This window comes from Olsenella sp. Marseille-P4559 (assembly GCF_900605015.1).
Classification (GTDB): domain Bacteria; phylum Actinomycetota; class Coriobacteriia; order Coriobacteriales; family Atopobiaceae; genus Tractidigestivibacter.
The window spans coordinates 275,907-301,462 of the sequence record NZ_LR027575.1 but is presented as its reverse complement, the minus strand read 5'-3'; the positions used below and the strand labels follow the sequence as shown (position 1 = coordinate 301,462).

Annotated in this window: 20 protein-coding genes and 1 pseudogene; all 21 read right to left on the bottom strand. The window is 59.7% G+C overall.

Annotated elements, in window-relative coordinates; genetic code table 11:
- Nucleotides 1-20 precede the first annotated feature (20 nt).
- Nucleotides 21-2,483, bottom strand: a complete 2,463-nt coding sequence (gene pheT, locus E0E00_RS12920; RefSeq protein WP_130812952.1) for a phenylalanine--tRNA ligase subunit beta — start codon at nt 2,481-2,483, stop codon at nt 21-23.
- Nucleotides 2,484-2,570: 87 nt separating this feature from the next.
- Entirely contained in the window at nt 2,571-3,638 is a 1,068-nt protein-coding gene (pheS, locus tag E0E00_RS12915) for a phenylalanine--tRNA ligase subunit alpha (RefSeq protein ID WP_130812951.1), read from the bottom strand.
- A gap of 771 nt (nt 3,639-4,409) precedes the next feature.
- Complete coding sequence (locus E0E00_RS12910) at nt 4,410-5,618, bottom strand: ATP-binding protein (RefSeq protein ID WP_130812950.1); 1,209 nt, start codon at nt 5,616-5,618, stop codon at nt 4,410-4,412.
- Nucleotides 5,619-5,837: 219 nt separating this feature from the next.
- Nucleotides 5,838-6,749: an AEC family transporter gene (locus tag E0E00_RS12905; RefSeq protein ID WP_130812949.1), complete on the bottom strand. Its 912-nt coding sequence runs from the start codon at nt 6,747-6,749 to the stop codon at nt 5,838-5,840.
- Nucleotides 6,750-6,973: 224 nt separating this feature from the next.
- Nucleotides 6,974-7,834: a Nif3-like dinuclear metal center hexameric protein gene (locus tag E0E00_RS12900; protein ID WP_165443702.1), complete on the bottom strand. Its 861-nt coding sequence runs from the start codon at nt 7,832-7,834 to the stop codon at nt 6,974-6,976.
- Nucleotides 7,835-7,863: 29 nt separating this feature from the next.
- Entirely contained in the window at nt 7,864-8,544 is a 681-nt protein-coding gene (locus E0E00_RS12895) for a YoaK family protein (RefSeq protein ID WP_130812947.1), read from the bottom strand.
- A complete protein-coding gene (locus tag E0E00_RS12890) occupies nt 8,541-8,942 on the bottom strand; it encodes a PTS sugar transporter subunit IIA (protein ID WP_165443701.1) in 402 nt (133 codons plus the stop codon). Before E0E00_RS12890 ends, E0E00_RS12895 begins: the two co-directional genes overlap by 4 nt.
- A complete protein-coding gene (locus tag E0E00_RS12885) occupies nt 8,939-10,162 on the bottom strand; it encodes a hypothetical protein (protein WP_130812945.1) in 1,224 nt (407 codons plus the stop codon). Before E0E00_RS12885 ends, E0E00_RS12890 begins: the two co-directional genes overlap by 4 nt.
- Before the next feature lie 48 nt (nt 10,163-10,210).
- The gene (locus E0E00_RS12880) at nt 10,211-11,056 is read right to left on the bottom strand and encodes a PTS system mannose/fructose/sorbose family transporter subunit IID (protein WP_130812944.1); all 846 of its coding nucleotides are present in this window, start codon (nt 11,054-11,056) and stop codon (nt 10,211-10,213) included.
- A complete protein-coding gene (locus tag E0E00_RS12875) occupies nt 11,049-11,831 on the bottom strand; it encodes a PTS sugar transporter subunit IIC (protein ID WP_130812943.1) in 783 nt (260 codons plus the stop codon). Before E0E00_RS12875 ends, E0E00_RS12880 begins: the two co-directional genes overlap by 8 nt.
- A gap of 16 nt (nt 11,832-11,847) precedes the next feature.
- Nucleotides 11,848-12,336 (bottom strand): PTS sugar transporter subunit IIB, encoded by a 489-nt coding sequence (locus tag E0E00_RS12870; protein WP_130812942.1) that lies wholly within the window; start codon nt 12,334-12,336, stop codon nt 11,848-11,850.
- Nucleotides 12,337-12,536: 200 nt separating this feature from the next.
- Nucleotides 12,537-15,272 (bottom strand): sigma 54-interacting transcriptional regulator, encoded by a 2,736-nt coding sequence (locus E0E00_RS12865; protein WP_130812941.1) that lies wholly within the window; start codon nt 15,270-15,272, stop codon nt 12,537-12,539.
- 130 nt (nt 15,273-15,402) lie between these two features.
- Nucleotides 15,403-16,392, bottom strand: a complete 990-nt coding sequence (locus tag E0E00_RS12860) for an ATP-binding protein (protein ID WP_242622271.1) — start codon at nt 16,390-16,392, stop codon at nt 15,403-15,405.
- 39 nt (nt 16,393-16,431) lie between these two features.
- Nucleotides 16,432-16,809, bottom strand: a pseudogene (locus E0E00_RS15495) (helix-turn-helix domain-containing protein); the annotation flags it as partial.
- Between the two features lie 111 nt (nt 16,810-16,920).
- Nucleotides 16,921-18,408, bottom strand: a complete 1,488-nt coding sequence (locus E0E00_RS12855) for a S10 family peptidase (RefSeq protein WP_130812939.1) — start codon at nt 18,406-18,408, stop codon at nt 16,921-16,923.
- A gap of 11 nt (nt 18,409-18,419) precedes the next feature.
- Complete coding sequence (locus tag E0E00_RS12850; RefSeq protein ID WP_130812938.1) at nt 18,420-19,685, bottom strand: M20 family metallopeptidase; 1,266 nt, start codon at nt 19,683-19,685, stop codon at nt 18,420-18,422.
- A gap of 57 nt (nt 19,686-19,742) precedes the next feature.
- The gene (locus tag E0E00_RS12845; RefSeq protein ID WP_242622270.1) at nt 19,743-20,777 is read right to left on the bottom strand and encodes an ABC transporter ATP-binding protein; all 1,035 of its coding nucleotides are present in this window, start codon (nt 20,775-20,777) and stop codon (nt 19,743-19,745) included.
- Nucleotides 20,770-21,825, bottom strand: a complete 1,056-nt coding sequence (locus tag E0E00_RS12840; RefSeq protein ID WP_130812937.1) for an ABC transporter ATP-binding protein — start codon at nt 21,823-21,825, stop codon at nt 20,770-20,772. The genes E0E00_RS12845 and E0E00_RS12840 overlap by 8 nt, the downstream gene beginning before the upstream one ends.
- A 9-nt stretch (nt 21,826-21,834) precedes the next feature.
- Nucleotides 21,835-22,749 (bottom strand): ABC transporter permease, encoded by a 915-nt coding sequence (locus E0E00_RS12835; RefSeq protein WP_130812936.1) that lies wholly within the window; start codon nt 22,747-22,749, stop codon nt 21,835-21,837.
- Nucleotides 22,749-23,705 (bottom strand): ABC transporter permease, encoded by a 957-nt coding sequence (locus tag E0E00_RS12830; RefSeq protein WP_130812935.1) that lies wholly within the window; start codon nt 23,703-23,705, stop codon nt 22,749-22,751. Before E0E00_RS12830 ends, E0E00_RS12835 begins: the two co-directional genes overlap by 1 nt.
- Before the next feature lie 117 nt (nt 23,706-23,822).
- Nucleotides 23,823-25,487, bottom strand: coding sequence for an ABC transporter substrate-binding protein (locus E0E00_RS12825; protein WP_207302764.1), 1,665 nt, complete (start codon nt 25,485-25,487; stop codon nt 23,823-23,825).
- Between the last annotated feature and the right edge of the window lie 69 nt (nt 25,488-25,556).

Here is a 25,556-nt window from a genome sequence, read left to right as displayed (position 1 = left end):
CTTTCGGCGCGGACGGCCCGCTAGCCGCGGACCTCTCCGCCGGTGGCACGGCAGACCTTGCCCACCAGCTTCCTATGGGCACGGTCAGCCTCCTCCGAGGTGAGGGTGTGGTCCGCAGAGCGGTAGGTGAGCGAGAAGGCCATCGACTTCTTGCCCAGGCCAACGCGCACGGGGTCACGGTAGACGTCGAAGAGGCGCACGTCGGACAAGAGCTTGCCGCCGGCGCTCCTGATGCGCTGCTCGAGCTGCTCGCAGGTCACAGACTCGTCAACGACAATTGCCAGGTCAACGTCGACGCCAGGAAGCGTGGGCACGTCGACGTAGGGCAGTTCGCGGTGGGCGAGGCGCAGGAGCGAATCGACCGAGAGCTCAAACGCAACCACGGGGGCATCGATGCCAAATGCCTTGAGCGCCTTGGGGTGGATGTCGCCAACCCAGCCAATGAGCTCGCCCTTGTTGCCGTAGACCTCGGCCGCGCGACCCGGCTGCAGCCAGCCGTAGGACTGGGGGTCCGCCACCTTGAAGCGCACCTTGGTCACGCGAAGTGCCGAGAGGAGCTGCTCGACCACGCCCTTGGCGTCAAAGAAGTCGTAGTCCGAGAACTTCTGGCACCACTCGTCATCACGACGACCCGAGAGCACGCCACACACAAAGCCAGGCTCATCAGGCTGGCTCTTGCTCTCGCGGCCGAAGAAGACGCGACCGATCTCGTAGAGCGCCACCGCACCCACACCGTGGTCGAAGTTGTACGCCACCGAGCGGAGAAGCCCCGGCAGGATCGAGCGACGCATCTGGGCCTGATCGGCCACGAGCGGGTTGATGATCTGGACGGGGATGCCACGGCCCTCCTCGCTCATGCCGAGCTTGGCAAGGTCGCTCTCGTCTGCGAAGCAGTACGTGGTGGTCTCGGAGAGGCCGCAGGCGCGCAGCGTACGACCAATCTTGCGAATGCGCTGCTGGTCGACGGTCAGGCCTCCTGCGTGGTTGCGCGCGGCGGGAAGCGTGGGCGTGATGTCCCCCTCGCCCCACAGGCGCAGGACCTCCTCGATGAGGTCGGCCTCGCGGGTAAGGTCGGGACGGCTGGTGGGGGTGGTCACCGCATAGGCGCCCTCGCCTGCAGGCTCAACCCTGCAGCCAAGACGCCTGAGGCGAGAAGCCATGAAGTCGTCCGGGATGTCCGCACCGGCAAGCGCACGCACGCGGACAGGTCGCATCCGAACCACGGGCGCAGGCACGGGCGCGGGATAGACGTCCACGATGCCCGGGCAGACCTCGGCCGAGCAGCACTCCTCGAAGAGGGCCGCGGCCACGTCAGAGACGGCCGCGCAACCGGCGCCGTCAACCTGGCGCTCGTAGCGGATGGAAGCCTCGCTCATGAGGTCAAGGCTACGACTCGTGCGGGAAGTGTGGCCGGGCGAGAAGGTCGCGCTCTCGAGCAGGACGTCGGTCGTGGTCTCGTCGATCTCGGAGTTGAGGCCACCCATGACACCAGCAAGGGCAATGGGCGTCTCGCCGCCGTCGGTGATGACGCACATGTCGGACGTGAGCGTGCGCTCCTTGCCGTCAAGGGTGGTGAGCCCCTCGCCGTCGTGGGCGGCGCGGATCACCACGTGTCGCCTACCGTCCTCGCGCTTCTGGAGCTTGCCCAGGTCGAAGGCATGCAGCGGCTGGCCAGTGAGGAACATCACATAGTTGGTGACGTCCACCACGTTGTTGATGGGCCTGGAGCCTGCGGCAATGACGCGACGCGCGAGCCACTCGGGGCTGGGACCGATCTTCACGTTTCTCACCACACGGGCCGTGTAGCGCGGGCAGAGCTCGGCGTCATCGATCCGCACGTCCACCAGGTCGCGGGCGTCGGGGCCCTTCTCGTCCTTGATGGCGGGAAGCGTGATGTGGGTGTCCTCGTCGAGAACGGCCGAGGTCTCCACCGCCATGCCCGTCATAGAAAGGCAGTCCGGGCGGTTGGGGGTGATCTCGCAGTCGATCACGGTGTCCGAGCTGCCGAGGTAGTCCGTGTAGAGCATGCCCACGGGCGCGTCTGGCGGCAGGACGATGATGCCCTCGTGGTCGTTGCCCAGGTCGAGCTCGCGCTCGGAGCAGTTCATGCCGCAGGACTCCACGCCGCGGAGCTTGGACTTCTTGATCTTCACGCAGCCGGGGAGCACGGCGCCGACCATGGCGGTCACGATGTGGTCGCCCTCGTTGAAGTTCTGCGCGCCGCACACGATCTGCAGGGGCACAGGGCTGCCGTTCTCGTCGACGTTCTTGTCGCCAACGGATACCTGGCAGAGCCACATGTGGTCGGAGTCGGGGTGTGGCCTCTTGCTCACCACCTGCGCCGTGTAGACGTGGTCGAGGTCGGCGCCCACGCGCTCGACGGCCGCGACCTCGGTACCGGTGCGGATGTACTCGTTGGCCAGGTCCTTGGGGTCCTCGGGCACGTCCACCATGTCCTTGAGCCACTCATACGAAACTCGCATTGTGATTGCCTTTCCATGTTGGGCGGGCACGCTGCGCCGCCCCTCGTTTTCGTCTTCCCGGCCGATGTGCCGGTGTGCACGCCAGCTCTAGAACTGCTTCAGGAAGCGCATGTCGCCGGTCATGAGCATGCGCAGGTCAGGCAGGTCGTAGCGGAGCGCTGCCACGCGCTCGACGCCAATGCCGAAGGCGAAGCCGGTGTATCTCTCGGCGTCGATGCCGCAGTAGCGGAAGACGTTGGGGTCGACCATGCCGCAGCCCAAGATCTCGAGCCAGCCGGTGTTCTTGCAGAAGCGGCAGCCCTTGCCGTGGCAGACGCCGCAGGAGACGTCGACCTCGCAGCTGGGCTCCGTGAACGGGAAGAAGTGCGGGCGGTAGCGCGTGGCGCGGTCCTTGCCGAAGATCTCGCGGGTGAAGTAGTCGAGCGTGCCCTTGAGGTCGCCGAAGGTGATGCCCTCGTCCACCACAAGGCCCTCTACCTGCGTGAACTGCGGCAGGTGGTTGGCGTCGGCCGTGTCCGGACGAAAGACGGTTCCCGGGCAGATCATGTAGATGGGCGGCTGGTGGTTCTCCATGGTGTGCACCTGGACACCGGAGGTCTGGGTGCGCAGGAGGATGTCGGACTCGCCCTGAACGTGGACCTCCTTGCCCTCGGGCGCGTTGTCCACGACGTAGAAAGTGTCGCGCGCGGAGCGGCTGGGGTGGTCCTCAGGGGCGTTCAGCGCGGTGAAGTTGTAGTAGGTCGTCTCGACGTAGGGGCCATCCTCGACGGTGTAGCCCAGGCCGCAGAAGATGTCCTCAATCTCCTCGCGAATCTGGCTGATAAGGTGCTGCGTGCCAGGCGAGAGCGTGCGGCCGGGAAGCGTCACGTCCACGGCGTCGGCGGCCATACGGCGCTCCATGAGCTCTTGGGCCAGCTCCTCGCGGCGGGCGGCGATGCCCGCCTCGACCTTGGAGCGTACGGCGTTTGCCATCTGGCCCATGGCACGCCGCTCCTCGGGAGGGACCTGGCCCATCATGTGCATGAGGGCCGTGAGCTTGCCCTTGCGGCCGAGCATGCCTACGCGCAAGGCCTCCAGCGCCTCCATGGTCTCAGCGACCTTGAGGTCCTCCTCTACCTGCGCCTCAATGGACTTGAGGTCATCGGACATCGCCATGGTGCGTTCCTTTCCAAAGCCAGTAAAAAACCGTCCCGGGCCAAGCTGCCCAAGGACGGATGTCTCCGCGGTACCACCTTGATTGACGCGCGCGTTTTCTCTCGCGCACGCCCACTCGTTGCGCCCCGTGCCGTGGGGCCTACGGCTTCCCTACTCGCGCAGGTGGGACGCCGACGTCCGGATGGGGCCGGCCCACGCCTCGCTTTGAGGTTGCGGCTGGTGGAGTGAACCCTGGGCGTCAGCCTTGGAGGGGCCTCTCAGCCGGTGAGCCCCATCTCTTGTCCGCTGGCGACGCGACGACCAAACCTCTCCGTCATTGCCTAGGAGGCATGTTAGCACGATGGGATGCTGGCGAGGAGAACGGAGAGGAAACGGGCGTAAGCTCTGCATGATTCTGGGAGGGGCGGCTCTGCGAGCGGCCCCGAGTGACGCCGGAAGGCCCATTCCCGTGGCAATGACGTACGGAACTCTTGCTCCGGCGCCAGCTTTGTCTCCCCCTCAGCAGAGAATATCGCTTTCCCTTAAACAGCATCCGCATTTGCCCAGCTGCCGCACACGGGTTTTACGAAAGAGCGATAAACTCCGCCGGACGCGCGCAGGGAGGCGAGAGGGTCCCGGGGTCAGCCACGTCGTGACACTTCCGGTTAGCAGCAAATTTCGTACAATCCCTTATATATCACATCGACAGGGGCAATTCGCTGACCTGTGGTTTACCAAACTTCAGGCCAGTTGCCACTCGAGGGGCCCCCGAAAAACCGTCGTCCTGCCGCGTCAGCTCAATGGCCCTTCGCCCAGAAGCCATCTTGCAATATCGATAATGCGGACCCCCTCTATCGAATATTCCTCGTGCCTCGTTCTTGCAATAAGAACTTTTGGATAGGCATCTCGAACGGCGAGCAGGGGCGCCAGCTCGCGTTTAAGCGTCAGCTGCGGACTAATGTCATCACTTACCTGTATATACACAAGCTCAGACTCCTTTTTGGCTACGAAGTCCACTTCCTTTTGGTAGAGTTTGCCAACATAAACCTCGTAGCCACGACGCAGGAGTTCGAGAAACACCACGTTCTCGTACATGCGACCCCACACCATGTTGCGAGTACCAAGGATTGCGTATCGCATACCCGTATCGCAAACGTAATGCTTGGCCTGGGTGCTCAGATACTTCTTTCCCTTAATGTCGAAGCGTCTGGCTTCATAGAATACGAATGTGTCGCGCAGATATGACATGTACCGGCCAACGGTCACATGGTTAGTGGATACCCTATTCGCCTCAAGAGTGTTGGCGATGTTGTTGGGAGAGTTGAGATTGCCGGCGTTACTCATCATGTACTCAGCAAGACGCTCCAAAACCGTGGTGTCGGATAGAGAGAACTTTTGCACCAAATCACGGGTGAGAATTGTCCGATAGATGTCACGAATGTAGCCGTAGGATTCCGAGAGGCTACCGTACGCGTACGAACCAGCCAGGCCACCTCGCTTGACGAAATCATTGAAGTCATCGTCAATCTCACTTCCGCCTCCAAAGTACTCGCGATACTCGCAGAAGCTAAACGGAAAGATATGAATCTCTTTTTGGCGACCAGTGAAAAGAGAGGCGAGGCCAGAACCCAGAAGGAATGCATTGGAGCCAGTAAGGTAAATATCCCAACCACCGCGACTGTAGATGCTATTTATTGCTCTTTCAAAACCATCGCAAAGCTGTACCTCATCGACGAAGAGTCTGTTGTGTGCACCCTCTCGGTACATCTCAACCACTCGTTTATGCAAAGCGTGATACTCAAGGAGGCCTTCGTTATCAAGGTCGAGAAGATCGAGGTAGACGTTGTTCGACAGGGAATCATTAGCAGATGTCTCCGATGCGAAAGCTTTCATGAGCTCTGACTTGCCAGAGCGTCGCACGCCAGTAATGACCTTGATGTCACGCGTCCCCTCGAGAGAACGAAGGCGCTCCATATAGGCAGAGCGATAGACCATAGGCATGGAATGCACCACCCCAGTCGATTTCGAAACTCGAATTATTTTATAGTTTCGAAACCACAATCTCAACGCCACTCAATGCCTGCCCCCATTCTTTAGCGGTTTCTGAGACTCGCCATGCCCGCGACCTGCGAGAATGCGGCGAGAGATTCACAGATACCGATAAAGAACGGGGGTCAGGGGACAGAACGGGTGCCAGGGAATGGGACGGGCGCCAAGGCGCTACCACACCATCTGGGCGAGGCCAACTACCAGGGGAGTCGAGACCAACAAGAGCAGCACCGAGACCACGATGGTCTCCACCGCGTAAACGTAGTCGGCGTCGTGGAGCTGAGCGTAGACAGCAACGTTGAGGCCAACGGGGCATGCCTGCGCCACCAGAATCGCAAGCTTCATCTCGAGCATCGTGGCAGGCAGCAGACTCAGGAGCGCAAGGGTCACCAGAGGCGTCACCAGCAGCCGCGCCAGGGCAACCTTGTAGAGGCCAGGCCGGTGGAGCATGTCCGCCGGGTGGGACAGCGCCAGATAGACCCCTATGGCAAACATCGCCAGCGGCGTGTTGAGCGCCGAGACGTAGTCCAGGCAGCTCGTCACCACGCCCGGAAGCTGCAGCTGGGTCGCAAAGAGCACGAGGCCGATGAGCGTCGCCACCATGAAAGGCGAACGCACGAGGGAGCGCGCTGACACCCTCCCCCGCTCGCCCGTGAGCAGCGAGACGCCGTAGGTCCACTGCCCCAGGTTCATAAACGCAATGTAGGCGGTCATATAGAACACGGGCCCCTGGCCAAGGATTGACACGACCAACGGAATCCCAAAGAAGCTCGGGTTAGAGAAGGTCGCCGAGAAGTTGCCAATGGCGTCATCCCGCAGGACAAGACGCGCGACAAGCGCGGAGACGACAAGCGCAGCAAACCCCATGAGCGCCGAGACTCCCAGCGCGGCAACGTTCTCCGCCGTGCGCTCCACCATGAGGCCCTTCACAATGACGCAAGGCAGCGAGAGGTACACGAGGATGTTCCCGATGGTGCGGTTGCCCTCCATGGTGATCTTGCCCGCGCGAAACATCGCGAAACCCACGCCCACCAGCATGAACATGACAACTATCTGCAGGGCGAGCGTGGCTGGCATTGACATTGTCGGAGTCCTTCCTGGTGCTGCTGGCGTTGCGGGGAAGCTGGCGTTGCGCGGAGACTTGCGCGGTCCCAACCGTCAAGACGACAAAGTCCGAGGCAGTTGGCGTTACGCGGAGACTTTCCCCGCGCAACCATAGCACCAGCGAAAGGCAGGGGTCACCCGGGCACCGCTGGGCCATCCGCGCACCCTTGGCTCACCCGGGCACCTCCGGGGTCGCCAGGACGCTACCCCACAACGTACTGGTATGTGTCGCCCATGGGGACAAAGTGGACGGAGATCTCAGAGGTCCCCAACGCCTCGGGAAGCCACTCCGCCATGAGTTCCATCCCAGGCTCTTCCAGGTTGAAGTGCCCAACCGTGATAGCGCACTTCCCCTCGCCCAGCATCCCTGCATCCCGGATGTACTCGCAGGTCGTGAAGTCGATGAACTCCATGGTCACCAAGGCGTCCACGCCCTCGCTGTCGGCAAGGTTGATCTCGTGTGTATCGGAGGCGGGGTCCCCCATCACGTGCTTCGGAATGTGAACCCTTCGCACGACCGCAGAAAGGTCTCCTGTGATTCTCGTCCCGTTGAGGCCCAGGTTGCTAACGAGCTGCCGTGCAAGCTCAACCCCAGTAAGCTGGGGAATCTCAAAGTCACGGCAGCGGGCGACATCACCCACGCGGCAGTCCTGCCACCCCATCTTCCTGGCGAAGCCGAAGAAGATGCCGTCGACCATGGCACCGTCGTCGATGGGGACGCCCGAGTGAATGTAGTCATGGCAGCGCCAGACCGTGCCTCCCCATGCGTCGAGCAGGGATTTCTTCTCGGCATAGGCCTTGGTCTCACCAATCACGTCTTGGTGGTCTCCGTGGTTCCAGAACAGCGCCTCGTGCGAGATGATGAGGTTTGCTCCGGAGTCCATCGCCTGACGGATGACGTTGGCGGTCGGCCAGATGCAGGTCACGATTCCCGAGCATTCCCTCTCGGTCGTGCCGTAGGTGACCTTGTCGCGAGTGGTCGCCTCGTCGATAGGTGCGCCCGTCCATGGGGAAATCCCCAGGCAGTAGCCCTTCACAACAGCGATTGCCTCGTCAATGCGCATGATAAGCCTCCAACTAACTACGAGTTCGTCTACTCTGATGGCAGACCACCTGACGGCCATCCGTCCACGAACAGTCTCGCGAAAAGGAACGTGATGGAAATGAGAAGCGCAGCAGACCCGCCGATTCTCTCGACAAAGTAGCCACAGATGACCACGCCGGCAAAAAAGGAACCGATGAGAGACAAATAGTGGAACGCTCGTCTCAGTTCATTTGGCTCACGTTCAAATAAGCCCCCATAAAGGGCTTCCGAAAAGGAGCGGAGATTCCCAGTGCAGTACGTACTTGAGTAACGCGACCCCTGTCCTAGCTCCCGGAAGTTTTCGAATGACATTGCCGCGCAGCAGGCAATCACACAGTCGGACATGAAATCTGGAATGTAATCTGAGAAGACCCCAATCACCGCAAACGTTACCGCTTCAAAATCGATTACCCAACTCTGCACCGATGATTCTCTTCCGTTAAAGAACCTGCTCGACACCAGACGGGAGAGAATGATGCCTGCGACAAAAGAGACTATGGGGATGAAGTATCTGAGAAAGGAATAAGGATCAAGCTGAGATGCCGCAAGTGCCAGACGCACTACATTCCCCGTCTGCCCCGTTGCAAATACCTGGTCGTGAGCCGTAAAAGCATAACCGTCCATCATGCCGCCCGCGCAGACCACCACCAGCCCCAACTCAAATTGCGCATGCGGCCTTAGCGAGTTCACTCGTCACCCTCTGCTACTTCGATGTTAACTCTGTTCATAAGCTGCATGGAGTTCCGCGCCTCGGAAAGAACCTCTTCGATCGCATCGCACGTCAGGGGCTCCGGAGTAAGTACGAGCTCAAGCGCGCACGTCACATTAACTCCGGCAACAAGGAATACATGACCGTTCATATATGGTGCAAATGATTGACTGACACTCCCCTGCATAATGTCGGTGAGAATGAGGACCTCGTCATCGACACCATATCCGTCGAACAATGCCTTGACCCGAACGTCCAGCGGAGTATCGTCGATATAAGCGCAAATGACGTCGAAGTCGCCTATCCCGCCAATGAACTCTATCGTGTCTGCGAGACCTGCGGCAAACTTATGGTGCGAAGCGAGAATTACGTGTCTCACAGCCACTCCTCAAACTCGTCAAGCACTGACTCGATGCCACCGCGAGGAAGCTTCGTCACAAACGATTCGTATCCAAGCCCATAGTCCTCGCTCGGGACGAAGTAGCCCTGCGCATCGTTTGCGTACCCAATAACAAGGCACCGCCGCGAGTGAAACATTGATTTGATACGCATCCCCAGGACGCTGCCAAGCTCACCGGGGAAAGTCACGAAGACTAGTCCTCCGAAGTCGATGACCCTAATCACTATAGGAAACTGAACGCGGTCTATCTCGAGCTTCTCGCTCAGCCTACGCACTTCCGTCCGTGCCAGCTTTTTCTCCGTCGCCGTCGAAGAATCGTCGGCGAGTGTCTGCTTTGCCTTCTCCAGAAGCTCCTGGTACCTCGTGAAGTACTGTCCGTTGTCGTAGTCCACGTTGTGAGTGAACTCGCGGACCGTTGGTGCCCCAAGCTCAACCGGCTCAAAGGAGCCCTTCATGAACTCCGCCGAGATACCGACGGCAGTCCGCTGGAGTTCAGCGAATCCGTCACCCCTACGAAACTGCCTGTTTCCCAAATCTCCGGACGCGCCCGTGAACGCATAGGGCGTGATGCCCACCCAAGGCGTGAGCAGAGCTCGAACCGACCCCTGAAGATCGGACGTCATCAGACGGTTGAACGGCCTGACGACGGTCGAATGGCAATTGAAGTTCTGCATCGTCCCAACAGTGGAGCCATCATCTGCCACGAATCTCACGATAAAGGCCTGATCGTCAAACGGTTTGTCTTTGTCGTTGCGATTCGAGTACCATCCTCTGATTCTCGTGGCCAGAATCTCGGGCTTTGCCTCAGCGAGCATCTCCGGAAGCCGGGAGGCCGCCTGGACTACAAGACCGGTCACGAACTCCTCGTAACCAGGGGTGTCATGGGAAATTGAGCTGCCGTCACGAAGGCCGTTGGGACACGAGTGACTGTGAACCGCAGAGATGACGATGAACTCGTCGCGAATGCCTAGCAGAGAGGAGAGGAGGCTCCTCATCTTCCTGGTTCTTGAAAGGCTAACCTGACACACATCGATGCCAACGAACAACGCACGTTGTCCACTCTCTTCCAGCAGAAGGAGGATGGCATAGGGCTCGTCATGGATGCCTGCGCCCGGAAGCTGTCGGACGTCATTGAGATAGCCGTCAAGATAGAAAACCCCACTCGGCGCAATGTCCACCTTTGTCGAAGAGACCTTCATTGCATACCTCCAGCATAGGCGGGATGGAGACCCATCCCGCCAAGCACGCTAACCCAAGAAACCGAACGCAGCGCCAAGCCAGCAGAAGACGATGATTCCGAGGATGATCTTGTTGGTCGAGACTCCCTTCTTGATCAGCTGATAGACAATCGCGGTGGCGCATACCGGCAGGAGCCCTAGCAGAATCTTGTCGAACAACCCTTCCTGCAAGCCAAAGGAGACATCCCCGATGTTGATCGTCAGGTTGGTCGAGAGCTTGACGACGGAGGGAATCAGCGCGCCGACGACGGTGAGGCCGAGAATGCTCATGGACTCAGTAAGTGCGGCGACTTTGTCAGCGAGACTGGTGATGAGCTGGGTGCCGAAGTGATAGCCCCAATCCCAGCTCTTGATCTTTACCCCAAGGCTAAACACGAGGTTGACAGCCACGAACAGGAGCGCACCGATAGGATTGCCGCTCTGTGCTAGGTAGGCAGAAATGGAGCCGAAAATCGTTGGGATAAGGATCCAGATAATCGCATCGCCGATTCCAGAAAGCGACCCCATGAGGCCGACCTTGAGGTCCTGGACGGCCCCCAAAGCTGCTGTGCCGTTCTTTTCCTCCATTGCGAGTCCCGCACCGAGAAGGATTCCTGCGACTGGAGGCGTCACGTTAAAGTACTTTGCCGAGTTTTCCAGGGAGTCCCTGTACGCCGCGTCGTCATCACGATAGATCTTCTTGAGGGCATCTGCCTCGGAAAACACCACGGATGGAGCAAGCTGGGTCTCATAGTTGTAACCATTCACCGACATGCACCAACGCCAGGCGCACTTCCTGATGTCCTTGTCAGTGAGCAAACGGCCGCTCTCGTCTGCCGGAGCCTGGGTCGAGTTCTGCTCAATCTGCTTACTCATCTTCAAGGCCTCCCTCTGAGGTGGTAATCGACTGCTCAGCACTCCGCGAGGTCAGATTCTTGTAGACCTCGTACGCAGCGGCTCCACCGAGGATTGCCACGGGGAGAATCGACAGGCCGAGGTATGCCGAGAGCACAAAGCCAATGGCAAGGAAGCTAAAGTACTGCTTGGCGGGCATGTAGGTAAGCAGTGCGCCCATGCCGATCACGGGCAGCAGACCACCCGCAAGCGAGAGACCCTTGGTGAACCACGCGGGAACCATCGAGAGGATGGCATTAACGACGTCTCCGCCAAACGCAAGCACAATGAGCATGGGGATGGCATCCGTCAGTCCAAACAGCACTGGCCCAATAAGCGTCACCGCCTTCATCTTCTCATACTGTCCGCTCTGCGCATAATCAAGCTGCTTGTGCGCCATGAACACGTTTGCGGTCTTTGCGAGAACATCGAGCTGGACACCCATGGTTCCAACGGCGATACCGACGGCAAGGCCAACGCCCTCATCCTGTCCGGTCATGATGCACACTGCGGTTCCGACCATTCCCGCAAGGGGGTAATCCGGGACCGAAGACCCAGCAAGGGCCGCAACGCCCAATGACATCAGCTGTACGGACGCGCCAACGATTAGTCCGGTCATTCCATCGCCCATTATCAGGCCGACGAGCCAGGCGTAGAGAACGGCATTGTGGCCGCACACCTGCGTTCCAAGTCGATCAACCCTATAGATAAAAGCCAGCAGCGTGATGACAACGATCTGCCATGCAGCAATTTGCATGCCCGCTCAACTCCTTTCAGAGGTCAATGTACTTAGAGAGCGGCTCGTCCTTGTCTGCCGGAACGTACTGGATGTCGATGCTGGTCCCATGCGCCGCAATCGACGAGTAGACGGGAACCTCGGCATCGAGCACGTAGGCGCGGCGACTCACCTGGGTTGCCGCCTGGCCCTCCTGGGGAGAGACGGTCCCACCAATGGTGAGCTTTGGAACCTTTTGCCCGTCCTCCTCGAGCCGCTGGATAATGCGGGGGTCACGGACAATCACGAAGACCGTGTGGTCATCGTACTTACCCTCACGGAAATGATCGCGTGCAGTCTGCTCGCTGATGATGGAGAGCGCTACGCCCGCAGGCTTGGCCATGCGCATGCCGGCCTTCTTTGTTGGGTCGCCAGCATACTCATCGTCGACAACCATCACCCTTTGTGGCTTCACCCTTGGGACCCATTGGGTGGCAACGATGCCGTGGAGCAAGCGATTGTCGATTCTCGCTGCTACAATGCTCAACTCAATCTCCCTTCCCCCGCATGCAACCATGACAGCAAGCTCGTCTGCTTGCCCGTGACATAGAAGATAGGGACGAGAAATCGCGGAGGCGGGCACGGCTAAGGAGAAGCGCCGTTCACAAGCCACTTTCGACAATCGGCAATCTCAGTGCGTGCGCATCGTATTCTGCTCGACACAACCCTTCGACACTTCTAGCGTCATCACTCGTCTTCAAGAGAAACGCGTCCATTGCGAGTAGATTCCCCAATGGAGCCATCGGCTTCGAGCATCTTGTACACATAAGCTATCTCCGAAACAGGGACCTCAACGCGATAGCGTTGACACATCTCGAAGAATGCGGCTCGGAACCAGGCAATGAACTCGGAATTCGAACGCACGAACTCATCCTCCCCCGAGAAGGAGTCAACGAAGTTGTTCGTCACGAGTCTCTCGATCAGTCCGCAAAGATGCACGTAGAGGCCGAGCCTTCTTTTCGAGTCGATGTTCTTCCCGCTGAGCTGTGCAAGTCGTCGGATAGCATTGTCGGCTTCAACATAGAGCATCTCTGGGTTGAGAATGGTTATTGATTCAACGACGTTCTTCAGCGTCAGGTTTTTCAGGAGCGCAGAGTGGAATGCGGATATGTCAGCACGGTCCAAGTACTTCGCAAACACGGCATCGAGCTTGTCTGAGTAGCCCTGACTCAGAAGATCTTCCAAGGCGACGAAGGGAACAGACGTAACGTTAGGATTCATCGTCCCAACGATAGCTCGAACGTTTTCGCCCTCGACGGAAGGAGACTGATTCCCATCCCTCGCCAGCTCTTCGTAGTCACAGGCTGCAAAAGTAATCGGAAGGCCCTGTGGGAGGCTATCTTGGATGAGCCTTCTGATTTTCTCGGCAGCGGTTACACCCGCCTCGGAACAGAAGAGGACTGTCTCCCCTGCTTTTGACAGCCGGGCAACGCGATAGCACGGAGATGCGGCTTCGATGACCTTTGGCAGGCTGTCGCTCAGGCTCTCGTGACCCTCGAGGATACTTCCTACTTCCAGAGCGAGACCCGTCGACACATTGGTCATCACATACACGTCGCTGCTGATGGAGCTTGGAATCACATCTAGGATCTGCTCCAAGGAGCCCATGTCGACTAGGATGACCATTGATTCGCAGAACGAGAATCGCTCCAGCAGATGCGCAAGGGGAATTGCCACATCCGAGAACTGCTGCTCGTAAGTCATGTCGATGGCCTCGAACACCCGCGCGTGGAGCATCCTGTTAGCCGCCTCCGCAATGCTCGTGGCGGTCGAGTAGCCATGGCACATCACAACTCCCAATGCCTTTCTCCTTCTGGTTCCCGGAGAGAGGACCTGGCAGATGTCTAGAAGAAGCACTGCCCGAACCAAGTCATCCATTTCCACGCCAAGCGCGAGCTTCACCTTGAAGTCAATCTGAGACACTGCGGAAGAAGCCACCGAATGACGGCGGGAGAGCTCCGCGCAAAGGGATTTGAAGGTGGCCCGGTTGTGCATGCGCCACGATGTCAAGGGAGTTCCAGCCCATAACTGAGACACGACCAGGTGCGAAAGAAGTCGAGCGGTCTTCCTCGTTAGGTCCAGACCGTAAGACTCGTTAATCTCATCGACAACGGGGCCAATAACTTGCTCGTAGGAAGCGAAGCGCTCGTCTGCGCTCTGGTCGCCGAAATCCAGGAAGTCCTCGTAGGACTTCAGTGCCGCAACTGCCGAAGAGAAGAACTCGTCAAACGAGAGCTTCCCCTCCTCGAATGAGCGGAATGAGTCGACCAGTTGCTGGAATATACCGGTTACGCGCCGATGAGCGTAAAAAGCCTCCTCCGCACCGCCGGAGACAAGCTGGTCGTCATCAGCTCTTGTCTGAAGAGAAGAAATGATGTCGGGAGGAAGGTTATAGGTCTGTATTACAAGCCGGTCATCCTTCCTGTTGAGATACGAGTTGGCACAGCAGTTGGTTATGCATGCGCGAAGGCCGTCTACATTGTCCTCAAACTCATTTGCGACCAAAGCTCTGAGCGCTCCACGGCTGATTGCCACGTCAGATGCAACTCGTCTGCCCTCCTTCTTGAGGAAATCCATAACAAGGAGCGTGCGTTCCTCCATGGTTCTCTCCGAAAGGCGCGGGAGCCTAATCACGATGGGGATAGACCGCGCAATTGCCCTCACGGCATCGCTGTCAATCTCTCGACTCGTTCCAAGAATGAAGCGTGCGGAGCCACCCTCTTGTTGTATGCCAGTCTCGCCTTCTCGAATCCTCTGGAGTATGGCATCTCGAGAGACAGAATCCAGGTGATCAAAGCGTCGAATGTAAACGACTCCCCCATGGGAGTTACCAACGGAGCCCGGTATCTTGCTATCCCCGAAGATCAGCCGTTCGATAGACGCACCAGCATTTCTGTGCCGAGACGCATCAACCGAGATATACGAGGCATTCTTGCTGAGGATTCCCGCATTCTTTCCGTACTCGAAGGTGAGCCTGGATAGGTATTCCTTACCTGTCCCATGATTCCCAACGAGGAGCACCGGAATTCCGTGGGGAGGATACTGCATGGCACTCTTGAGCTGCTCAACGCATTGTCCAAGAGACAGGTTGCTTCCGATTGCCTGCTCAAAATCTCGTGATGCCGTTCTTCCAGCTGACATGAGCAGCTCGGACATTGAGGAATACTCGTTCTTCTCAAGCTTTGTCTGCAAGTACCGTTCCAAATCCCTGCGATGCAGGAAGAGTACTGGCCGAGATCCAGCCTTAATTGCAAGTCCTTCTCTCACCAGCTCGTTTAGATATTGACTCGCCAAGTTCCGGCTCACATGGCAGGCGCTGGCAACGGCAGTGGTAGTGAAGGGTTCTGCCTTTGGTGGGTCAATCTCTCGCGTTACCTTGTCTAGATACGAAAGGATTTCACCCTTGGTTTCAACTCCGGCCACGTGACCCCCAAAGCTTGAGTAGCGTCAATCATGCAGAACAGACATTCTCGAGCAGAGAGCAAACCTAAGGCCTACCGCAGGGGCAGACAGCCTTGTTTCCTCGCTGAGCGAGTGATCGTGCGTCCTTTATCTACGCTACGACAGCATACGCGCTGGAGCGCCCGGAACCCACCTTCTTGAGCTTGCCCTCCTGCACCAAGCCCTCAAGAAGCCTACCGGCGCTGGACCTTGAGACGCCCAGGATCTGCTCGACCTCCACGCGCGTAATGCTCCCGTTGGACTCCACGATGTTCATCACCATGTGAATTGAGTCCCCTGGACGCATTACGCGGGGTCCTGGCACCTGCTCCATGGTTCTGGGGACTCCGCCCATGGGGACGAGAGACCCCTCCTCCGCCCATGCCGGCACTCCGTGCTCGCGAACGTAGTTGAGATTAGGCAGCGTCAGCTTGAACACGTGGGCAGAGACCTCGACGATGGGCTTCGCAGACCTTCCCGCATATGCCGCAAAGATGCGTGGCAACCCCATCCCATATGCCTCAACCATGCCAAGGCGAAACATCACATTGGCCAGTCTGGGGTTGCGGCATACGGACGTGCCGCTTGTCACTTCGTCCATCCGGACACCTCGGGCAAGACCCCCAGCAGTCATGAACTCAATGCGGTCGTCGAAGACGCTTGCCTTGTTGATGACAGGAGAGCCATAGTCGCGGTGCATGACCATATTAAGGACTGCTTCGCGCAGGGCATCATCCGGGTAGCTCCTCGTCTCGATCCGATATGGAAGCGTGATAATGCCGCTGGTCTCGTTTCTGAACTCAAGGTAGTCGATCATCTGCTCTAGCTGTGAGAGAACACTGCCTTCGAGAATCTTTCGATCCTTGATAATGCGCACGTCAGAGCCCTGGAATGACGTAAGCTGGAAGGAGAAGGGGCACTGGTCGGACAGCATTAGGCCCAGGTTGGTGAAAGTGCCCTCGCCGTCCTTCAGGCCAAGCGTCCTCATCTGACGCTGTCCCAGCTCAAGCTTTGCCGCCGAGAATGACTTGCGCAAGGCTTCAAACGAAAGGTCATCCGCACCTGCGGGAAGATCTTCGAACGAAGAATGGCTCGACTCCATAATCATCTCGAGAATTCGACCTGGGTCTGCTGGAGCAGTCGAAGGCCCCTCTCGAACGAATACGCCCTCGGGTACTGATCCCTTTCGCGCAAGGTAATAGGGCTTCCTTCTCCCCTCCTCAACTGTCAGACGAACAACGGCGCCCGATTGGGGGCTATTGCCGAACAAGTCCTTACACTCCTCGTTCGACAAGGCGTCAGCATGACAGAGAGATGTTGCGTCCGGAGAAATGGAGTCCCTGATTGAATTGACCACGGCAAGTGTTGCGGCATCAGCATCAGCAATCCCAACGGGAGTGCCGCTATCATCCACCCCCAAATACAGGGTCCCCCCATGGGTATTCGCAAAGGCGATTACCTCTCTAACCACCTGCTTGGTTGGCTCACGCTTGAACTCTGTATGCTCGTTTTCTCTCATGAGAGCTCCTCTCCTACCCAAATATTACCCACCAGGGTAGATAATGGGTAGGAGAAGTTCGCTGTATGGTGCTCGCCGGTGCTCCACCGGCAAGTTAGTGGTTGCGTGAGGCTACTCGCTATAGAACTCGTGCCAATCGGCTGCCATGGCGTGGAGCGTGGGCTCGTCAGTGTAGGCCATGTGTCCGCACCCATAGCGATGCCAGGTGATCTGACGCTTGAGCGCATCCGGCAGGTAGAGCTGCGACATCGTGTGCCGCACGTTCCACCAGGGCGTTGCCGTGTCGTAACGACCGCCCAAGATGCAGAGCTTGGTCGTGGGGCTGCGCCTCATGGCAACGGCGATGTCGTACGCTAGGTTGGGCGCCGCAACGGTCGTCTCGTCGAAGCCGGGCTCGTCGTGGACCCAATTCCAGCCAATGCCGATCTCGCCCCATACCGAAAGGCGGTACTCGGCTGGACCCTCGTAGCCAAGGTCGCTGCGTAGGAAGTCACGGAACGCAGCATACCAGCAGCTCTCGAGTGCGTGGTTGGCAGGGTCCTCGCAGGCAAAGTAGAACGAGGCTCGCTGGCTGGGAAGCAGAGATGTCTCAGTAAAGCGCTGGTCAAGACGGCCGCACACGAGGCCACGATCGGCGAGCAGGTCTTTCCTAAAGTCCTCAAGCTCAACTCGGTTGTTGCGGACAAGCAGATAGTCCTTGGGAAGCCCGATAAAGGCAGACAGATGTTCTGCCAAGGCGTCCTTCTCGGCAGGATCGATCTCGTCTCCCTGGAAGATGCCGCAGGCATACTCGCCGCCAGCAAACGCAGAGGCCCTGTCGAACCACTCGTCTTCGTCGACGCCCTGGCCAACTAGGCCAAAGTACTGCGCCGTCGAGGCAAAGGTGGGAACCATGCCCACGTAATAGAGGTCATTGCCCGGAAGGTTCTGCGTCCAGTCGTAGTAGGCAGAGAGCATCACGACGCCCGCCAGGGGCACGTGCGCCTCGCCAAGGTAGCGCATGAGAACGGCGCTGCGCATGGTCCCGTACGACTCGCCAAAGATGTAGAGCGGAGAACCCCAGCGGTCGTTCTCGTCAAGCCACTGGCAGATGGCACGGCAGAAGGTTCGTGCGTCCTCCTCGAGGCCATAGACGCGCTTGGTATCGTAGCCATCCGCCACGAAGGACCAGCCCGTGCCCAGGGCATCCGGGAAGACGAGGTCTGACTCTCGCAGCAGGGTGCCAGGGTTGTCCACGACCTCATATCCAGCGCCCACGAAGTCCATCCCGTGGGTCACAACGCGACGCGGGCCAAGGCCGCCAAAGTTGATGGGCACCGATGCAGAACCGGGACCGCCGTTGTAGCAGAAGGTCACCGGGCGCTTGTGAGGGTCTACCTCGCTGCCATCAATGGCCGTGGCAACATAGGAGACGTTGAACATGCGCCCCTCGAGAACCTTGTCGCGGTCGACGATGTCCAAGTGGCCAGCCGTTGCCGCATAGTCAATCGTCTCATCGCCAACATGCCACGTGAGCTGTGCGCTCTTTGCCTCCGGGACCTCGTCCACCGTGGCCTCGCAACCGCACCCGCACTCGCAACCGCACTCGCACTCTCCCATGTGAGACCTCCCTACTCGATGCCCAGCATGTCACAGAGGGTGAGCATGTAGATCTCTGCTGCATGCACCACGTCCTCAACGTCCACGTCCTCGTTGTAGCCATGGATGCCGGCATTGTTGGCTGGGCCAAACTGGATGGTGGGGCATCCAAGCGCGCGATAGTGCGCAGCGTCGCTGGACGCCCACTGGTAGGCGGGCAGGCACTCCTCGCCCCAGACGCTCTCGATGTTGTCCTTGAGACTAGTCACCAAGAGACAGGTGTCATCGGTGTAGTTGCCCTCGGCGATCCACTCGTAGCTTGCCTCCACGCCCGAGACGCCGCTCTCCTCGATGATGCGGTCGACGACAGCAACCACGTCCTCGTGCTTGCAACCGTAGGGCAGGCGCACGTCCACCTTGCAGCTTGCAAGGTCGGGCACCTGGTTGATCTTGCCGCCGCCCTCGATGATGCCCACGTTGGCCGAGCAGTGGTCGATTGCGTTGCCCACCAGGGGGTTGTCGATGGTGCGCTCGGCAATGGTGCGCGAGTTGGCAACCGCGTGGGCCTGGCTTGGCAGGTAGTGCCCAGGAACGGAGATCAGCTCGTCGATGTGGAGAATGACGCGCGCCAGCTTGGTGATGGCGTTGTCGCCCTTGTAGTTGCCCGTCGAACCATGGCCAGACGTGCCATGCACCGTAAGCGTGAGGTGCAGGATGCCCTTCTGGCCAATCTCGATGGTGTCGTGGCCGGTGGGCTCCCCCACCATCACGGCATCCGCCCCGTCCGCATAGCCGTGGTCGCAGAACCACTTGGTGCCAGTACCTGCGATCTCCTCGTCCGTAGCCACGTGGAGGCGGATGTCGCCCTTTAGGTTGGCGCCAGACTCGTTGAGAAGCGCCATCGAGAAGAGCAGCACCGCGAGGCCGCACTTCATGTCAGAGGCGCCGCGACCGTGAATCTTCCCGTCAAACACCTCTGCCCCAAAAGGGTCAAAGTCCCAGCCGGAGAGGTTCCCCACGGGAACCACGTCCACGTGGCCGTTAAGGACAATGCGGAAGCCCTCGTCAGAGCCAATGCGAGCATAGACTACCGGGTAGTCCTCGCCCGCATAGGCAACCAGGCGCTGCGAGTCGATGCCATGGCTCGCAAGGTACCCTCTCACAAAGTCGACCGCAGGCTCCTGCGGGTCCAGCGGGCTCTGGTTCTTGATGCGAATGAGGTCCTGGCAGAGAGAGACGAGCTCATCCTTGTGGTCGAGAACCTTCTTGTGGAGCTCTTCCTTCGTGACCTGTGGCATGGCAGACAAACACTCCTCCGAACGAACAAACGGACTGATTACGCGAGACTCGCACGGCTACTCCGCCACGACGTCGTGGTACTTGAAGCACGCCACGCGGTGGCCGGCCTCGACCTCCTCGAGCGATGGGCGCTCGTGGCGGCAGCGCTCCATGCAGAAGGGGCAGCGGCCGGCAAGCGGGCATCCCACCTGCTCGCCCACGGGGCTTGGAATCTCGCCCTGGAGCTTGATCTCTTCCTTCTTGTCGAAGGGGCTCTCGGGCGGAATGGCGGAGAGAAGAGCCTTGGTGTAGGGGTGCAGCGGGTGCGCATAGATCTTGTCGGCAGGGCACAGCTCCATGATGCGCCCCAGGTACATTATCGCAACGCGGTCGGAGATGTGCTTGATGACCGAGAGGTCGTGGCTGATGAAGAGGTACGTGAGGCCTCGCTCCTGCTGCAGGTGGCGGAAGAGGTTGAGCACCTGCGCCTGGATGGAGACGTCAAGCGCGGAGACGGGCTCGTCGCAGACTATGACCTTGGGGTCAAGCACCAGGGCGCGGGCCACGTTGATGCGCTGCCGCTGACCGCCGGAGAACTCGTGCGGATAGCGCTGGAGGTGCTGCACGTCCAGGCCGACCTCGCGCATGACCTCGAGGACGCGCTGCTCGCGCCTGGAGGCATCGGGCTCGGTACGGTAGATGAGCATGGGCTCCTCGATGGTCTTGGCCGCCGTGTAGCGCGGGTCAAGCGAGGAATAGGAGTCCTGGAAGATCATCTGGATGTCCTTGCGAACCGCCTTGAGCTGCTGCCCGGCAAGCTTGGTGATGTCCTGGCCACCGTAGACGATCTGGCCCGAGGTGGCCTGGTGCAGCTGCACCACGCAGCGGCCCAGCGTGGACTTGCCACAGCCGGACTCGCCAATGATGCCCAGCGTCTCGCCGGGATAGACGTCCAGGCTCACGTCGGAAAGGGCGTGGAGCACTTGCGGCTTGGAGAAGAGCTTCCCGCCGCGCAGGCGGAAGTCCTTGGAGAGGTGCTTGATGGAGAGAATGGGCTCTCCGCTCGCAACCTGGGGTTTAGCGGCAACAGCCATCGGCTGCGTCTCACTCATGGTGGTTCACCTCGCCTCTCACGAGCCTGTGCTCGCCGTCCTGCCTCAGGCACGCCACAAAGTGCCCCGGCTCAACCTCCTTGAGCTCCGGCACGCGCTTGTGGCACTCCTCCGTCGCATAGGGGCAGCGGTTGCAGAAGTTGCAGCACGTACCAGTAAGCCTGAGGTCGGGAGGCACGCCCGGTATGGTCTTGAGGTCGGTCTTCGCGGTGTCGGAGAGCCGCGGCATGGAGTCGAGAAGGCCCCAGGTATATGGGTGGAGCGGGTTTGAGCAGAGCTCCCTCATGGAGGTGTACTCGCACGTGCGTCCCGCGTACATCACCATGACGTCATCCGCCATCTCCCACACGATGCCAAGGTTGTGGGTAATAAGGAGAATGGCAGTGCTCAGCTCGTCCTGAAGGCTTCGCAAAAGCGAGAGGACCTGGGACTGAACGGTAACGTCAAGCGCGGTCGTTGGTTCGTCGGCGATGATGAACTTGGGGTGGCAGCTCACCGCCATTGCAATGATCACGCGCTGGCACATGCCGCCCGATAGCTCATAGGGGTAGGCGTCCATGCGAGCCTCTAGGTCTGGGATGCCAACGAGGCGCAGCATCTCGACGGCGCGGTCGTAGGCCTCCTTCTTGCCCAAGTCGCTGTGCGCCCGGATGAGCTCGACCATCTGGGTGCCCACCTTGAAGACCGGGTCGAGGCCGCTCATGGGGTCCTGGAAGATCTTCGAGATGTCGCTGCCACGAAGCTTGAGCAGCTCGCGCTCCGGCACGTGAACCATGTCGATGCCATCGAACTCGATGGAGCCACCCTCGATCTTGCCGGTCTTTGCAAGCAGGCGAATCACGGAGGAGGCGGTCACGCTCTTGCCAGAGCCGGACTCTCCCACGATGGCAAGGGTCTTGCCGCGGTCAAGGGAGAAGCTCACGCCGTCGACCGCCTTGGCGATGCCAGCTGCCGTGTGGAAGTACGTCTTGAGGTTGCGCACCTCGAGGATCCTCTCGCCCGACTTTGTTCCGGCGTCATCGAGAAGCCCCGTGTTCTGCTCGGTCATGTTCACCACCTACCGCTTCTGCTTGGGATCGAAGACGTCGCGGATGCCGTCGCCAAAGAGATTGAAGCCAAGCACCGTAAGCAGGATGAAGACGCCCGAGATGGTGGCGATGTGCGGTGCGGTCTGCAGCGCGCTCTTGCCCTCGGAGAGAATCGCTCCCCACGATGCGGTTGGGGGCTGCACGCCAAGGCCGAGGAAAGACAACGCCGCCTCCGAGATGATTGCGCTTGCGATGTTGAGCGTGAAGTACACGATGACTGGGGACATGGCATTGGCGAAGATGTGCTTGAAGAGGATGCGCGCGGGAGAGGCACCTATGACCCTCTCGGCGTTGCAGTACTCCTCGTTCTTTACCACGTGCACCTGGCCACGCACCACACGAGCAAAGTTGGGGACGTTTGCCACGCCAATGGCAATGATCACGTTCTGTGTGCCCTGTCCCAGGATGGTCATGAGGATGAGGGCGAGAAGAATGAACGGGAAGGACATCATGCCGTCCATGATGCGCATGATGACGGAGTCGACCGCACCGCCAAAGAAGCCGGCGACAAGGCCGAGGAGCACGCCAATAATGGCGCCCACAATGGTGCCGCCGATGGCGATGAAGATTGAAATTCTCGCACCATAGATGATGCGAGACAACAGGTCGCGACCATAGGAGTCGGTGCCGAATAGGTGGCCCGCCTGCCCCGGCGCCGCGAACATGTTGGACATGTCCGTCGCATTGGGGTCATAGGGCGAGACGATCGGTGCGAACACGGCGAGAAAGACCATGAAGGCAACGATGACAAGCCCCACGACGGCCATCTTGTTGCGCGTGAGCTTGTGCCAGACGTTGTTCGCTCGCCGCTCGCGCTTGAGCATCTCGAGGTTGGCGGCGTCGCTCAGGGCCTCCGGCGCGGTCGCATTCGTCTGCTCTGCCATTAGCGGGCACCTCCCTCGTAGCTCACCTTGGGGTTAATGATCATGTACACGATGTCCACAACCAGGTTCACGAAGACGAAGACCACTGCCGAGAAGAGAACCACGCCCTGGATGAGGGCATAGTCGCGACCGTTGACCGCGTTCACGATGAGGGTCCCCAGGCCAGGCCAGGAGAAGATCGTCTCGGTGAGGATGGCTCCGGCAAAGGCACCGGCAAGCTGGATGCCCAGCACGGTGACGATTGGCGGGAGGGCGTTCTTGAATGCGTGCTTCCAGATGACCACGGACTCCTTGATGCCGCGGGAGCGAAGCGCCTTCACATAGTCCGCGTTGATGGACTCGAGCATGCTGGAGCGCGTGATGCGGGCAAAGGTCGCGGCGGGAATCGTCGCCAGGCAGAGGCACGGCAGGATCATGTGGCTCACCACGTCCCAGGCACCCTTGGCGATATTGCCCATGCCCATCACGGGAAGCCATCCCAGGTTCACGCTGAAGGTGAGGACGAGCATCAGACCAAGCCAGAAGATGGGCATCGACACGCCGACAAGCGCCAGCACCATGAAGATGTAGTCGAAGGCGGTGTTCTGCTTGACCGCAGACTCGACGCCGATGGGAATCCCCACCAGGATGGCGAGCACGAGTCCGGTGATGGTGATCATCAGCGTGGACGGGAGGCGGCTCAGGATGATGGGCATCACTGCTCCGTTGTAGGAATAGGAATAGCCAAAGTCCCCCTGCAGGACGCCGAGGACGTAGCTCACGTACTGCTGCAGCATGGGCTCGTTGAGGCCCATCTTCTCTCGCATGGTCTCGATGGCATCTGGCGAGGCCTGCGGACCGAGCATGGTCACCGCGGGATCTCCGGGAATCATGCGCGTGAGGACAAACGTGAACGTTACGACAACGAGCAGGACGGGGATGGTCTGAAGCGCCCGCCTGATGATTGTCTTGGCCATCCTGCTACCACCCCCTGGGTGTTCTCATCCGAACGCGACGCAGGATGGCCCCATTCGGTGCCGAGGGGGCGCAGGTCTCGCCCATGCTCCCTCGGCTGGATAGAATCGATGTTGCTGCTACGCGGTTTTCGAGACGTTGACCTCGTCGTTCACGATGACGATCTTGCCGTCGGCGCGCTGCTCGTAGCCCTGGACCTTGGTGGTGAGGCCGGTGTTCACGTACTCGGAGGCGTAGACCAGCATCGGGTCGTAGGAAACGATCGCCTTGAGTGCCTGCTTGTAGTAGTCGGCACGCTGGTCCTGGTCGGTGACGGCAAGAGCCTTGTCAAGAAGGTCGTCGACGTCCTGGTGGCTAAAGCCTGCGCCGTTGCCGAGCGCGCCCACCTCGGAGCTGCTGAAGAGCTTGTTGAGGAAGAAGAACGGGTCAGGATACCAGGTCCAGCTCATGCCATACATGTCAGCGGTGCCAGAGGCGGCCGTGGCGCTGAAGGTTCCCCAGTCGGACGGGTTGATTGCGAGGTCGATGTTCAGGGTCTCCTTGAGCGTCTGCTGGAGGATGGTTCCCATCTTGATGCGAGCCTCGGTGTTGGAGATGTAGAGGTTGAGCGAGAGGCCGTCAGCGTATCCCGCCTCTGCCATCAGCGCCTTCGCGGCGTCCGGGTCGTATGCGGGAACGTCGCTCTCGACGGAGGCATCGTAGCCCCAGCTGCCCTTGGGGAGCGGCAGGGAGGCAGTCTCGGCCTCGCCGTACGGATAGACGCCCTTCACGAGGTCATCGCGGTTGATTGCCATGAGGATGGCCTTGCGCACGCGCTGGTCGGCGGTGGGGCCGTTCACCTGGTTGAAGTAGACGTAGGCGATGTGCAGGGCAGGCGTCTGCTGCATGACAAGGTCGGAGTTGCTCTTGATGGTCTGGATGGACTCGCCGGTGAGCGAGGTGGCCATGTCGAGCTCGCCGGTGGTGAGGCCGTTTGCAGCCTGAGTCATGTCGGTGACGACCTTGATGGTCACGCCGTCGAGGTTGGGCGTGGGACCCCAATAGGTGTCGTTCTTGGAGAGGTCGGACTCCTGGTCCTTGAGGAACTGGTCGAGCTTGAAGGGGCCGGAACCAACGAGGTGGTCGCCGAATGAGTCGCCCCAGCCCTCGACCTCCTCCTTGGGGACAATGACGTTTCCGGCATCGGTGAGCGCGGTGAGGAACGAAGCAGCGGGGGCGTTGAGGACGCAGTTGACGGTCGTGTCGCTCACAACGTCAACGTGGTCGAGCATCGCCAGGCGGTTCATCGAGGACTGCTTGGCGGAGCGCTCGAGAGAGTACTTGATGTCCTCCGCGGTGACGGCACGACCGTCCTGGTACTGGCCCTTCTGGAACTTGGCGTCGCTGCGCAGGTTGAAGGTGTAGGTAAGGCCGTCGTCGCTGATCGTCCAGTCGGTCGCAAGAACCGGCACGATCTGGGAGAGGTCCATGTTGTAGTCGACGAGCGTGTCGCACACGCAGTTGATGATCTGGGACTCGTAGGTGCCCGTATAGAGAATGGGGTCGAGGCACTTGGGCGAGGAAGGCAGGGAGATCACGAGGGTGCCACCGGCAGCTCCACTGGTGCCCGCTGAGTTAGACGAGCTGTCGGCGCTCCCGCCGCATCCCGCAAGGCCGGCAGCTGCAACGCCAAGGCCCAGCATTCCCGCCGTGCGTAGGAAGCCGCGCCTCGAGAGGCACGCCATGGACTCCTGCACGTTCAACCTGGTCTTGTTCTGAGCGCTCATCGCCAGCTCCTCCCTCATGCCAGGCAAATCCTCCCGGCAACCAACGCGGCACACACGCGTTGACCCACCTCCTGCGGGTCGTTGAAT

Bases quoted from the DNA above. Each gene is read 5' to 3' on its own strand.
- E0E00_RS12835 (WP_130812936.1), bottom strand. From the start codon at position 22,749: ATGGCAGAGCAGACGAATGCGACCGCGCCGGAGGCCCTGAGCGACGCC.
- E0E00_RS12830 (WP_130812935.1), bottom strand. From the start codon at position 23,705: ATGGCCAAGACAATCATCAGGCGGGCGCTTCAGACCATCCCCGTCCTG.
- E0E00_RS12855 (WP_130812939.1), bottom strand. From the start codon at position 18,408: ATGGGAGAGTGCGAGTGCGGTTGCGAGTGCGGGTGCGGTTGCGAGGCC.
- E0E00_RS12860 (WP_242622271.1), bottom strand. From the start codon at position 16,392: ATGGAGTCGAGCCATTCTTCGTTCGAAGATCTTCCCGCAGGTGCGGAT.
- E0E00_RS12845 (WP_242622270.1), bottom strand. From the start codon at position 20,777: ATGAGTGAGACGCAGCCGATGGCTGTTGCCGCTAAACCCCAGGTTGCG.
- E0E00_RS12880 (WP_130812944.1), bottom strand. From the start codon at position 11,056: ATGAGTAAGCAGATTGAGCAGAACTCGACCCAGGCTCCGGCAGACGAG.
- E0E00_RS12900 (WP_165443702.1), bottom strand. From the start codon at position 7,834: ATGCGCATTGACGAGGCAATCGCTGTTGTGAAGGGCTACTGCCTGGGG.
- E0E00_RS12910 (WP_130812950.1), bottom strand. From the start codon at position 5,618: ATGCCTATGGTCTATCGCTCTGCCTATATGGAGCGCCTTCGTTCTCTC.
- E0E00_RS12885 (WP_130812945.1), bottom strand. From the start codon at position 10,162: ATGAAGGTCTCTTCGACAAAGGTGGACATTGCGCCGAGTGGGGTTTTC.
- E0E00_RS12825 (WP_207302764.1), bottom strand. From the start codon at position 25,487: ATGAGGGAGGAGCTGGCGATGAGCGCTCAGAACAAGACCAGGTTGAAC.
- pheT (WP_130812952.1), bottom strand. From the start codon at position 2,483: ATGCGAGTTTCGTATGAGTGGCTCAAGGACATGGTGGACGTGCCCGAG.
- E0E00_RS12875 (WP_130812943.1), bottom strand. From the start codon at position 11,831: ATGCAAATTGCTGCATGGCAGATCGTTGTCATCACGCTGCTGGCTTTT.
- E0E00_RS12905 (WP_130812949.1), bottom strand. From the start codon at position 6,749: ATGTCAATGCCAGCCACGCTCGCCCTGCAGATAGTTGTCATGTTCATG.
- E0E00_RS12840 (WP_130812937.1), bottom strand. From the start codon at position 21,825: ATGACCGAGCAGAACACGGGGCTTCTCGATGACGCCGGAACAAAGTCG.
- pheS (WP_130812951.1), bottom strand. From the start codon at position 3,638: ATGGCGATGTCCGATGACCTCAAGTCCATTGAGGCGCAGGTAGAGGAG.
- E0E00_RS12850 (WP_130812938.1), bottom strand. From the start codon at position 19,685: ATGCCACAGGTCACGAAGGAAGAGCTCCACAAGAAGGTTCTCGACCAC.